Annotated in this window: 9 protein-coding genes; 2 read left to right on the top strand and 7 right to left on the bottom strand. The window is 69.0% G+C overall.

What is annotated here, in order from left to right; translation table 11 throughout:
- Positions 1-12: 12 nt before the first annotated feature.
- From OD750_RS26900 to OD750_RS26885, 4 genes are all read right to left on the bottom strand, one after another.
- The gene (locus OD750_RS26900) at positions 13-2292 is read right to left on the bottom strand and encodes a hypothetical protein (protein ID WP_263542542.1); all 2280 of its coding nucleotides are present in this window, start codon (positions 2290-2292) and stop codon (positions 13-15) included.
- Between the two features lie 417 nt (positions 2293-2709).
- On the bottom strand, positions 2710-3171 hold the full coding sequence (locus tag OD750_RS26895; protein WP_263542543.1) for a hypothetical protein: 462 nt from the start codon (positions 3169-3171) through the stop codon (positions 2710-2712).
- Between the two features lie 109 nt (positions 3172-3280).
- Positions 3281-5746, bottom strand: a complete 2466-nt coding sequence (locus OD750_RS26890) for a serine/threonine-protein kinase (RefSeq protein WP_263542544.1) — start codon at positions 5744-5746, stop codon at positions 3281-3283.
- 1 nt (position 5747) lies between these two features.
- Positions 5748-6329, bottom strand: coding sequence for an ECF-type sigma factor (locus OD750_RS26885; RefSeq protein ID WP_263542545.1), 582 nt, complete (start codon positions 6327-6329; stop codon positions 5748-5750).
- Between the two features lie 257 nt (positions 6330-6586).
- Here OD750_RS26885 and OD750_RS26880 point away from each other — a divergent pair, with 257 nt between their 5' ends.
- Positions 6587-8734: a membrane dipeptidase gene (locus OD750_RS26880; RefSeq protein ID WP_263542546.1), complete on the top strand. Its 2148-nt coding sequence runs from the start codon at positions 6587-6589 to the stop codon at positions 8732-8734.
- A gap of 63 nt (positions 8735-8797) precedes the next feature.
- On the opposite strand, the gene OD750_RS26875 is transcribed toward OD750_RS26880, so the two are convergent.
- Positions 8798-9637 (bottom strand): MBL fold metallo-hydrolase, encoded by an 840-nt coding sequence (locus OD750_RS26875; RefSeq protein WP_263542547.1) that lies wholly within the window; start codon positions 9635-9637, stop codon positions 8798-8800.
- Positions 9634-10458 carry an MBL fold metallo-hydrolase gene (locus tag OD750_RS26870; protein ID WP_263542548.1) on the bottom strand — a complete coding sequence of 275 codons (825 nt, stop codon included), beginning with the start codon at positions 10456-10458 and terminating at the stop codon, positions 9634-9636. Before OD750_RS26870 ends, OD750_RS26875 begins: the two co-directional genes overlap by 4 nt.
- A 346-nt stretch (positions 10459-10804) precedes the next feature.
- Here OD750_RS26870 and gcvA point away from each other — a divergent pair, with 346 nt between their 5' ends.
- Positions 10805-11713 (top strand): transcriptional regulator GcvA, encoded by a 909-nt coding sequence (gcvA, locus tag OD750_RS26865; protein WP_263542549.1) that lies wholly within the window; start codon positions 10805-10807, stop codon positions 11711-11713.
- A 16-nt stretch (positions 11714-11729) separates the two neighbouring features.
- Here the strand turns inward: gcvA and OD750_RS26860 are convergent, their stop codons facing one another.
- On the bottom strand, positions 11730-12605 hold the full coding sequence (locus OD750_RS26860; RefSeq protein ID WP_263542550.1) for a PhzF family phenazine biosynthesis protein: 876 nt from the start codon (positions 12603-12605) through the stop codon (positions 11730-11732).
- Between the last annotated feature and the right edge of the window lie 3 nt (positions 12606-12608).

The following is a 12608-nucleotide window of genomic DNA, read 5'->3' as shown; positions in this document are numbered from 1 at the left end:
ATCTTCCCGCGACTATTTTTCCTTCGCCGGGCCGCCCGCGGCACCACCGCCGCCGGTCGCCGCCGGCAGATAGCCGCGCACGAATTCCGCGTCGCCGGTCACGGTGACGTCGAACACGCAGTGCGCCCGCTTGACCTCATGATCGACGACCGCGCACACCTGCTGCGCGAGCGCCGGCTGCATCCGCGTCAGCGGTTCGCGCACCGGCGGCATCGTGCTGCGGCACGGCTGTCCCGGCGGCGAAGGCCAGTTGCGGTCGGTGAAGTTCGCGGTCGACGTGCCGGCCGCGTAGTCGAACAGGCTCGTCGACGACGTGACGCGCCACGCGTCGGCGAACGTCTGGTTGAGCACGACGTGACGCGTCGCGAGCGGTCCCGGGATCGGTCCGAACGACGAACCGTCGGGCGCGCGCGGCAGCCAGTCGCCGGCGAGCACGTGACCCGCGATGCCTTCACGCGCCGGCGTGTTCGTGATGTCGATGTCGATGTACCAGTAGCCCTGCGACGTCCAGAAGCGCGGCGTCGCGACGAGGTCGCTGCCGTCGGAGAACACGATGTGCATGCCGCCGCCGGCCGCGGCGAGCGCGACGTACGCGCCGCCGCCGAGCGGAATCGGCGTCGCGGTGAGCGCCGTCACGCGACCGTCGATGCGCATCTGCATTTCTTCCTTGTTCGAGGACGTGCGGATCGGCTGATACGTCACCCGATGCTCGTTGACGCGCGCGGCGACCGCGGTGTTCAGCGCGACGCAGCTCGCAAGGCCCGTGTACGGATTCGGCGGCGGCGTGAACGTCGTCTGCACCGGCGACTGGCGGCTCTGCACTTCGAAGCCGGTGTCGTCGTTGGTCAGCACGACGAATTCGCCGGCGGCCTGGAAGTCGTAGCTGACGCCGTTCGTCGTCGTGATGTGCGGGTCGCCCGCGTCGGCCGTCGTGTTGTTCGGCGGCGCGAAGCAGTACGCGTTGCGGAAAGCGGATGCGGCGGGAACCTGCGTACCCGGCACGCCCGGCGGCATCGTCGTGTTGTATCCGCCCGGCAGGATCGTGCCGCAATAGCCCGGCAGCTGGTTCGACAGGTGCGGGAAGCGGCCCGCGCTGAACTTGACGTGGCAGCCGCTGCACACGGCCGGCACCGTCGCGAACGTCTGCGAGAACTGGTTCTGCGGCCAGGCCGCCGGCACGAGCGGATCGTAGCGGTTCGGCGCGAACGTCGGCAGGTTCTGCACCTGCCACAGGTTCTCCCACAGGTACGCGCCGAGGTTCGCCTTCGGATGCGTGATGTACGGATTCTCGCCGGCATGGCAGTCGGTGCAGACGCCGCCCTGGCCGCCGAGCAGTTCGTTGCCGCCGGCCTGGTAGCGGCCGAGCGGATCGACCATCAGGTTCGGTGCGCCGATCGGTATCTGCGCGCCGGCCGCGAACGAGAACGTCGTGCCGGACATCTGGTTGTCCCAGATGCACACCTTCGACGTCACCTCGCTGATGCAGATCACGCCGTCGAGCGCGACGGTCGTCATCAGATTGTTGGAATAGCGCGGCAGCGCGTAGCACATGCCGAGCGGCGACATGCTGCGGTACGTGCGCAGTTCGGCCGGTGTGTTGACGATGAATTGCAGCGCCTGCGGAATGAAGCCCTGCGACTTCCAGCCCGCGAGGCCTGCCGGGTCCATCACGCCGATCGACGGCGGGATCGGCACGCCGGCGGCGATGCATTCGTTGGTGTAGTTGACGCCCGAGTTGACCGTCGCGGTCTTGACGCCCCCGTCGCCCTGCGCCTGCTGCGCGCGCACCGCAGCGAGCTTCTTGGCGAGCGGCGGTACGAGCACGAAAGGCACGCCCTGCGCGACATCCTTCGACTCGGGGCTTTCGCGCATCTCGAACGTCAGCGCGTAGTCGAGCGCGCGCAGCTTGCCGAGCGTGCGATCGTCGTTTTTCTGCCGCGTGGAATTGACGTACAGCCATTCGAGCGCGCGTTGCTCGAACACGAGGCGCGTCTGGCCATGCGTCGGCACGCCGTCGAACAGTTCGCGTTCGAACTGCGCGAACTCGAACGACTTGCGCTCGTTCAGGCGCGACGACAGATCGGCGCGATACCACGCCTGCGCGTCGGCGACGAACGCCTGCGTCGGCATGACCTGCCGGCCGCTCGCCTCGAAAAACCCGCCATGGCCGATATACGCGATCGGCTCCTCGCCGCCGGCGCGCGCCGGCCCTGCAAACAACGCACCGCAGACGCCGAGACATCCGGCGACGAGCAACGTGCGCAACCACTGCGACTGCGATCCGGCCTGCATGGAGATTCTCCCGTGGGTGATCGGCCCGCGCACGATACGCCCGATTGGGACAATACGAAATATTCCCAAATACTTTTCAATACATTTTTGCAACAAAAGAATTTATTGAGTGATCAAAAAATTTCATAGCGAATGAATGAGCCGCTGTGGACAAATCCTGCGCGACCGCGGCCCGGGCACGCGCCGGCCGCAACCCGCCGCCGTCCGCCGCGGCGGACGATCGGCCCAGCAGCAGAGTTCGCTTCGCCACGGTCCTGGCGCCGGAGCGGCGGCGACCGCGACCCGAGCCGGAAGGTGGCGACGACCGCCGACGGCGACATCGTCGCCGCCGCCGCATGCAGACCATCGCCGGCCTGCGGCACGGCACGGCGTTCGCCGACACGTTCGAGGGAATCGCGGTCGGCCGATCGCGCCCGGCTACGCCCGCCGCAACTCGCGCATCGCGACGAGCGGCGCGGCGTACAGAAACGCGAACACGCCGTCGAGCGCGACGTTCTGCCAGAACCCGAACCACAGCGACACGGCGACGTCGGGTACGAACCACACGATGAGCGACGCGGCGATCGCGATCCACCCTTCGCGCTTGCCGCGGCGGAACAGCCACAGCGTGACGAGCATCAGGATGACGCCCCAGCCGGCGATCGCGGCACCCAGCGCCGCGTGGATGAAGTTCACGTAGCGCGCGGCATCCGGACCGAACGCGTCGAACTGGCCGGGGACGCCGTAGAACAGCAGCGAAAAGCCCTGGCGCGTCCAGTCGGTCGCGAGCATCAGGAACGCGCCGAAGGCGATCGTCAGTACCGTGACGCCGAACAGCCAGCGCCACCAGAACGCGAGCCGCGCGGCGTCGACGGCGCGAGTGCCGGTCGGATTGTCCACGGTGATCTCCCTCTTCGCGAGCGACGCGATGCGCGCCGGCCGCGACCGATATTCGCACGATCGTCCGGCAATGCAAGCCGTGCCGCCGGCACTTGTTGCCTTGTTCACATCAGCGCAGCAGCGTCGGCTTCGTCGCGACCAGGGCCGCAAGATCGCGCAGCACGGCGAGCCGCAGTCCGGCCGCAGCGGCCAGCGGGTGGTCCGCGCCGACGGCGCCGGCGGTCGCCTCGACGCTCGCCGCCTGGATCTCCACGGCCCGGCCGATGTCGCCCTGCGCCGCCGCGAGCTGCGCCTGCGACCACGCGACGTCGGCGAGGAGTTCGGCCTGCTCGAAATACGATCCGCTGGCCGTCATCCGGCGCGCCGCCGCGAACGCCGCTAGCGCGCCGTGGGCGTCCCCTCGCCGCCGGCGCACTTCGCCGAGCGCCGCATGCGCGCGTGCCGCCGCATAGCTCGCGTCGCCGAAAATCCGCACCGACGCCGGCACGGTACGCTGCAGCAGCGACTGCGCCTCGTCGAGGTCGCCGCGCTGCGTCAGCAACTGCGCGAGCAGCGTTTGGGCGCCGACGACGACGGGTCCGTCCGCGGGGAACGTTTTCGTCACCACGTCCATGGCCCGCCGCAGCAGCGCTTCGGCGCGCACCGCGTCTCCCTGCCGCCGGTACAGGTCGGCGAGATGGACCGAATCGGCCGCGCGGTGCGGGCCGAACGCGTGGCCTTCGACGGCCGGCACGTCGTCGAGCGACTGCTCGAACGCCGTCGCGGCTTCGTCGTAGCGGCCCTGGTATTCGAGCGCGAATCCGAGGTGATACCGCGCCGCGTGCCGGCGCCAGGCGACGTCGCCGGCGAGCGATGCGTTGCGTGCGTACAGCGCGCGAAAATACCGCTCCGCCTCGCGCGGGTTGCCGTTCGCCGCCTGCAGATGAGCGAAGAAAATCTGCTCGAAGACGACTGCAGGGTCGTCGCCGCCGGCCGTCGCGGCCAACCGCTCGACGACGAATCGCGCGTCGGGGAGCGCGGCGGATTCCTGTTGCCGGTCGGCGAGCCAATGCGCGCGCACGCGCATCGCGTGCACGTGTTCGCGACTGTGCCGGCCGAACGCGCGTATCGCCGCGTCCATCGCCTCGTTCACCACCGGCTCGGCTTCGGCGTAGCGGCCGGTGCGATCGTACGCGTCGGCGAGACCGACGAGCGCGTGATAGCGCTGCTGCACCGAGGCGCTCCGGTCGCGCGCCAGGAGCGCCTGCGCTTCGTCCGCGGCGGCGTACGAACCGCGCGAGTCGCCGAGGAAATAGCGCAGCCGCGACAGTTCGGTCAGCGACTCGGCGAGACGCAGCCCGCCCGCAGCGTCCGACCGGCGCCGCAGCGTCACGGCTTGGGACACGAGCGCCTGTGCGTCGGCCAGGCGACCGAGCTTGGCGTACGCGGCGCCGAGCGCCTGCAGCAGCGCGCCGGTCGTCGCCGGTGCGGCCTCGCCGTCCTGTTCGGCGAGGCGGCGGCCGCGCTCGAGCATTTCCAGCACCGAATTCCCGGTGCCCGCGTCGGTCCGCGCGCCTTCGAACAACTCGATCAGGAACGTGCTGACCTCGCGCGTCGTCTGCGCCTCGCGCATCGCGACATCGTGTTCGCGCGTGATGCGCTGCGTCGACACGACGGCCACGGCCGCCAGCACCGACGCGACCAGCGCCGTCACGACCAGCGGCAGCCGGCGCCGGCGCGCGAAGAACAGCGCGTGCGCCGGCGGCGACCACTGCCGCGCCGGCACCGGGCGACAGTCGAGCAGCCGCACGAGATCCGCGCTCAGCGCGGCGACGGAGTCGTAGCGCCGCGCGCGATCGGTCGACGTCGCGCGGCGCACGATCGCCGCGAGATTGGCGCGCGCCAGGCGGTCGTCCGGCGACAGCAGCTCGGCGGCGATCACGCCGAGCGAATAGACGTCCGTCGCCGTGTCGGTCGACTCGCCGGCGCATTGCTCGGGGCTGCAGTAGCCGGGCGACATGCCGACGGCGGCGGTATCGCGCTCGGCGTCGAGAAGCAGCGCCACGCCGAAGTCGAGCAGCCGCGGCTTGCCGGCCGCGTCGACGAAAATATTGGCGGGCTTGAGGTCGCGGTGCACGACGAGCTTGCCGTGCGCATAGTGAACAACCGAGCAAATGTCGACCAGCAGCTCCGCGCGCCGCCGCCACGAAGGCCGCGTGCGCTCGCACCAGCGATCGACCGGCTCGCCGTCGACGAGCTCCATCGCGAGCCACGAATGTCCGTCGTCGGTTTCTCCGCCGTCGATGATCCGCGCGATGCCGGGGTGCTCGAGCCGGCTCAGGCTCTCGCGCTCGCGCTGCACGAGCTCGCGCTTGCGCGGGCGTCCGAGCTTGAGCGCCACCGCATGCGCGAACACGCCGTCGCAGCGCTCCGCGCGATAGACGACGCCGCAGCCGCCGCGACCGAGCTCGCCGGTGACGCGGTACCGGCCGACGACCGTCCCCGGCGCCAGCGGCGTATCGCAGGAGGCGCCGACCAGCGCCGGGAACAGTCTTCCCTTGAGCGCGCCGCCGGGCTCGAGCAGGCGCAACGCCATGTCAGCGCATGCGCTCGGCGAGCCACGCGCGCGCGTCGCTCCAGTGCCGCTGCGCGGTGCGCAGCGCGATGCCGAGCGTTTCCGCCGTTTCCTCGTCGCCGAGTCCGGCGAAGTAGCGGCACTCGACGACGCGCGCCCAGGCTTCGTTCTGCGCTTCGAGCTGGGTCAGGAGCTCGTCGATGTAGACGAGATCCTCCGCTTCGCTGCGCGCTTCGGCGTCCCACGCGTCGAGATCCTCGCGCTGCTGCAATCCGCCGCGCTTGACGCGCAGCGACGTGCGCGCGTAGTCGCAAAGCACCTGGCGCATCACGCGGCTGGCGAGACTGAAGAAGTGCCGGCGGTTCTCGATGCGCTCGCGCGCGCCGCCCGCGATCCGCAGATAGCACTCGTGCACGAGTCCTGTCGTGCCGAGCGTCGCCGGCACGGCGTATTCGGATCGCTGCCGATGCGCCAGGCGCACGAGGTCGCCGTAGACCTGCCGCACCAGTTGCGACCAGGCTTCTTCGTCGCCGCAGCGCGATGCATCGAGCAGTCGGGTGAACCCGCGAGGTTCGAGCGCCGCGTCGGCGCTGTAGCGCAGCATTGTCATAACGTATACATCCGGAAATGGAATGTCTGCGGCCGGAGCGCCGGGTGCTGTGCCCTCGCTCCGCGTCGTCTGCAACCTCAACGTCGCGACGCCCGCAAAGCGCACATGAGAAATCGTTTCGACGAATCGCGCTTCTCCCGGCGCGTCGTTGGCGGACCGCGAACGCAAACGTCGTACTTCCCCCTCGAACCGGCCATTGCCGTTCCGCCGCGCAAGCCGCGGCGTCATCCACGAACATCGAGGAAGACGACATGAAAACACAGGGAATCCAACGCGCCCCGCGCCTCGCGTGCCTCGCCCTCGCGGTGCTCGCATCGCTGCCGCTCGCCGCTCAGGCGAACGGCGGATCGTTTACGTTCGCCCCGGGCAAGTACTTCATCAAGAGCGGCCTTGCCAGCATCTACATCGACCCCGTCAACGGCGCGTCGGCCGCCGGCACGCTGACGAACCTGCGCGGCAAGCTCAACATGTCGCGCGAAGTCTGGGAAGTCGTGCCGGCCGGCGGCGGCTGGTTCTACATCAAGTCCGAACTCGGCCGCTATCTCGAGGTGAAGGGCGGCAGCGCCGCCGTCGGCACGCGCACGCAGCTCGCGGACTTCACGGGCGACGATCGCCAGCGGTGGGCGATCGAATACGAGGCCGCCGGTCCCCGCTGGACCGTGCGTTCGCACGTCGGCACTTTCCTCTCGGCGCTGGGCGGGGCGACCGCCTCGGGCACGCCGACGGCGATGGCCGACGGCGGTCGCCGCACCGACCAGCCGCCCGAACAGGAATGGGTGTTCGAATCCGCCGGCACCGGCTTTCCGCTGGCGGGCTTCGTCGACATGCATACGCATCCGATGTCGCACCTCGCGTTCGGCGGCAAGCTGATACACGGCGCGCCGGACATCCAGACGCTGATGCCGGCGTTCAAGAGCGGCAACGACTGCGTCAAATACGACCGGCCGTGGGTCGTCGACGACGCGCTGTCGACCGACAATCCGACGCACGGCGGCGTCGGCATCGACAACCTCTGCGGCGACTCGCTGCGCGAAATCATCGTCGGCGAGCTCGAGAACGAACTCGGCGCCGCGCACCACCACCATTCCGACGGCGCGAGAGGGTATCCCTGGTTCGTCGGCTGGCCGGCGTACAACGACATCACGCACCAGACGATGTGGATCGACTGGATCCGCCGCGCGCACGAAGGCGGCCTCAAGGTGATGGTCGCGCTGGCCGTGAACAACGAGACGCTGGCGGCCGCGGTGATGGGCCCGGGCGACATCAACGGCGACGACAAGAAATCGGCCGACGTGCAGATCCAGGAAATGAAAGACATGGCGCTGCGCCACGGCGACTTCATGCAGATCGCCTACACGCCGGCGCAGCTGCGCGACATCGTGCGGTCGGGCAAGCTCGCGGTGGTGCTCGGCATGGAGGTCGACAACATCGGCAACTTCCACGACGACGGCACGATCGTGAAGACCGGGGGCACGGCGTCCGAAACGAAGGTGCACGCCGAGCTGCAGCGCCTGTGGGACAAGGGCGTGCGCTACCAGTTTCCGATCCATCTGATCGACAACAAGTTCGGCGGCACGGCGCTGTATGAAGACTTTTTCAACCTTTCCAATTTCCACATCAACGGCACATGGTGGGATCTCGTCTGCGCCGGCACCGACATCAAGCACCGCTTCGTGAAGAACGGCTTCGACGCGGCGCTCGCCGCCGCGCGCGCCGTGAAGCTCGGCATCGATCCGTTCGACGAGCCGCCGGCGCCGCCGGTGTGCGCCAGCGGCGTCGGTCATCGCAACGCGAAGGACCTGTCGACGCTCGGCGAGTTCGCGGTGAAGGACATGATGAAGTTCGGCATGCTGATCGACGTCGACCACATGTCGGCCTTCGCCGTCGACGACGTGCTCGACCTCGCCGAAACGTTCGGCTATCCGGTCAACTCCGGCCACAACGGTCTGCGCGAGGGCGCGCAAGCGAGCGAGAACGACCGCTCGATCGACGTCTACAAGCGCATCGTCGATGTCGGCGGCATGATCGGCCTCGGGCACACGGGTTCGGCGACGTCGTTCCAGCAGATGTACGCCAAGGTACTCGACGCGATGAAACTCAAAGTGATCGATCCGGACCGCATCGGCATCGGCCTCGGCACCGACGTCAACGGCCTGTGGCCGCTGCCCGGTCCTCCGACGAGCGCGAGCGCGAAGATCGGCCCGTCGCCGTACACGTTCGGCTTCAGGACGTGGAACTACGATTCCCACGGCGTCGCGCACTACGGCCTGATCGGCGATTTCGTCACGAGCTTCTCGCAGTTGATGACGCCGGAACAGAGCGGCAACTTCCAGCGCTCGGCCGACGACTTCGCGACGATGTGGGAGAACGCCGAACGCGCGCGCATCAACGTGCAGTAGGCCGTGCGGCACGGCGCACCGGCGATCGTCGCCGGTGCGCCGTCGGTCTTTCGCGGCGTCGCTTCAGGTCGCCCAGTCGACCCACTCTCCGGGCGCCAGCGCCCGGACGTCGACCGGCGTGTCGCGCGCCGCCTTGCGCAACCGGCCGATCGGATCGTCGACCTCGACGTATTCCGCCAAGCCGGTTACGCCGTAGTGAATCGGAATCAGGCGGCGCGCGCCCAGGATGGTCGCGGCCGCCACCGCCTGCTCGGGCGTCAGCACCCCGGGCTGGCCGCTGACCGGCTTGCGCCACCCGAAACGCGCGCCGTTGACCGGCAGGAATGCCGCGTCGAACGGACCGTACTGACGGCCGATGCGCCACCAGTAGCCGTGCCAGAGCGTATCGCCGCCGTGGAAGATGCGACGGCCACCCGCCGACACGACCCACGACACCTGCGGATCGCCGTAGCCGTCCGAGGCGGGCACCGGGGTTGCGGTGAAGTCACCGAGCAGGTGCGGTTCCCACAAGGCGGCGGGTCGTACCCGCGCGCCCGGCGGCGCCGTCAATGCGTTCGTTCCCGCCGGATGCACCAGCGTTCCGCCGCGCGCCAGCGCGTCGGCCACGGCCTTCGCGTCGTAGTGGTCGGGATGCGCATGGGTTACGAGAACCGAGGTGTCGCCCGACGCGTCGTCGACGGGGATCAGCGTGTCCTTGAGCGCGGCTCCCCACGCATCGGGATTGATCAGCGGGTCGACGAACAGCGTCGCCTGCGGCAGTTGCAGGCGGACGCCCGCCCAGGCGAGCCGCCGGATGCGCAAGCCGTCCGCGTCCGCGGCGGCGAACGTGCGCGTGCCCGGCAGCAGCGTCGCCATCGACAGGCTGCCGCTGGCGAGCAGGAATCGTCTGCGCGAGAGGTTCATGCGCGGCCCGCCTGCGCCATGAGCGCGGTATCGAGCGCGAACGTCGACTGCGCGACGATGACGTCCAGATTGTGCCGGTGCCACACGCGCTCGAAAGCCACGGGTTCCACCCGTGGCGCGAGGCACGCTTCGATGCGGATCGCGGCGATGCGGGCGTCGGCTTCCTGCGGCGACGCCTCGCGGCGGATCTCGACGACGGCGTCGCGCAGCCGGTCCAGATAGTGGATCGCGTTGTCGAGCGCGGCGGCGGGGAAACGTCCCATGTGACCGCCGACGACGGTGCTTCTGCCGAACTGCCGCATGCGGCCGATCGCGCCGCGCATCAGCGCGGGATCGGCCTTGGAAAGGTAGACGATGTTGCCGACGATGTTGTCGCCGGCGCAGACGAGGTCGGCCGTGGGCACGTCGACACTGACGTGGTCCATGGTCTTGCCGGGATTGTGCACGAGGCAGAGCGTATGCCGTCCCCAGCGCAGGGTCATCGCGCTGTCGAACACGACCCGCGGTTCGCGAAACAGCGCGTCGACGCGCCGATTCTGCGAAAGAAACGCATGGCGATAGTGCCGGTGCGCGATCGTCAGCGCGTCGGGGAACACCGACATGCCGGCGATGTGGTCGCTCATGTAGTGCGTCGCGGCGACGACGCGCACCGTCTTGCCCATGTCGTCGCACAGGACGCCGCGCAACCGGTTCGCGTCTTCGATGCTGCCGAGCGAATCGACGAGCAGCGCGTCGTCGCCGTCGAGGAACGCGGTGGCGACCGACTCGTCGTCGTCGCCGACGAACATCAGCACGTCGGGGTGCAGCGCTTCGAATCTCAAGGTGATCTCCGGCCGTTCTGGAGGCTGCATGGTTGCGAACGCGCGAGGTCGCGACAAACGAGATGTTTTGCCGTACGCATTAGCAAAACTAACTTGATAGGATGCGGACACCCAGGATCCGGGATCCGCAAGATCTGGACACCCAAGAATTCAAGACGCCTGCGAGATCCAAGATCTGGACACCCAAGAATTCACAAGATCTGGACACCCAAGCACAAGATCTGGACACCCAAGAATTCAAGACGCCTGCGAGATCCGGACACCTAAGCGCAAGATCTGGACACCCAAGATTTCAAGGCGCCCATCCGGTACCCAGGACCTGGACACCCATGACCCCGAATCGCCCGTGAAGCCGCGCCACCCCGCCCCGCTCAACGCCCTGCGCGCCTTCGAAGCGGTCGCGCGGCACCTCAGTTTCCAGGCGGCCGCCGGGCAACTGTTTGTCACGCCGGCGGCGGTCAGCCATCAGGTGAAGCACCTGGAGGCCTACCTCGGGGTGAAGCTGTTCCATCGCGGCCATCGCTCGATCGCACTGACGGTCGAGGGCGAGGCGCTAGCCGCGTCGCTGAGCGAATTGTTCGGACAGCTCGACCTGGCGCTGGACCGCGCGACGGCGCCCGCTGCCGCAAACCTGCGCGTCAGCACGGTGGAATCGTTCGCCGCGAAGTGGCTCGCGCCCCGGCTGCATCGGTTCCATCGCGACTGTCCCGATCTGAAGACGCGCATCGAGACCGGCAACGAGCCCGCCGATTTCGGCCGCGGCGGCGTCGACGTGGCGGTCCGTTACGGTCGCGGCGGCTACGCCGGCGTTACCGCCGAGCGGCTGATGGAAGCGCCGGTGTTTCCCGTCTGCGCGCCGTCGCTCGCGACCGGCGGACCGCGGCCGCTCGTGCAACCCGACGATCTGCGGCACCACACGCTGCTCCACGACGAAAGCGCTGCCGGCCGACCCGGCGTACCGGACTGGCCGGCGTGGCTCGCCGCCGCCGGCGCGGCAGACGTCGACGCCACCCGCGGTCCGGTCTTTGCGAGCATCTATCTCGCCCAGGAAGCGGCCGTCGCGGGACATGGCGTCGCGCTGGGCGTCGCGCCGCTCGTCGAGGAAGATCTGCGCCACGGCCGTCTGGTCAGGCCGTTCGATCGCGCCGTGGCCAATGCCTATGCCTTCTGGATCGTCCGCCCGCGCGGCGCCGACGCGAATCCGGCCGTCGACGCGTTCTGCCGGTGGTTGCGCCGGGAAGCGACGTCCGGTTGAAATTCCTGAGCTTCGTTCAGAACGCCAGAATCCCGCGCAACACCACGATGCCGGTTCCCGACAGCTCGGGTTCCGGCGTCAGCCGCACGTGCAGGCAGCTGCGCCGTCCCATCTTCACGCCCTGCTCGACGACGAGCGTCCGCTCGGCGTTCAGCAGCCCTTCCGCGCCCAGCAAGGCGCACAGCGGACCCGCGGCCGTGCCGGTGGCGGCGTCTTCCCACAATCCGACCGTCGGGTTGAAGAATCGCGCGTAGGCCGTGTCCGGCGAGTCCGGATCGAAGGCGTAGACGTAGCAGCCTTCCGCGCCGGCGGCGCGCAGAACCGACAGGAGCGCCGTCGCCGAAGGCGCGGCGCTGTCGACGGCAGCGGCATCGCGCAGACGCACCATGAGATGCGCCGCCCCGGTATCGGCCGCTCGCGGCGCCGGAAAGGGCATGACGTCGGCGCGCGCCAGCCCGAGCGCGTCGGCCAGCGCGTCGGTCGCGTCGAGCGGCGGCGACAGGCGCAACGGTGCCTGTTTCATGCGGCCATGAACCCTTCCGTCCGCGTTGACGAGCGTGATCGGCAGAACGTCCGTGCCGATCTGCTGCCGGAACGTCCGTGGCGTATCGAGCGGCCCCAGCAAACCGTGCTCGCCGAGCCACAGCCAGGCGCCCAGGGCATTGTGGCCCGCGCCGAACACTTCCGAGCCGTTGGCGGTGAACGAGCGCAGCGCGCGGTCGGCCCGGTCGCTGCGCATCAGAAAGGTGGTTTCGGCCTGATTGAACTCGCCGGCGATGCGTCGCATCTGCGCGTCCGACAGCCCGTCGGCATCTTCGACCACCGCCAGGGGATTGCCGCCGAACGGCTCGTCGGCAAAGACGTCGATCAGTCCCGCAGTGAATTTCCGCATTCC

The sequence above is a fragment of the Tahibacter soli genome (assembly GCF_025717065.2).
GTDB classification, from domain to species: Bacteria; Pseudomonadota; Gammaproteobacteria; order Xanthomonadales; family Rhodanobacteraceae; genus Tahibacter; species Tahibacter soli.
Note: the sequence above shows the minus strand (reverse complement) of the source record. Positions and strands in the feature narration are given on the sequence as shown.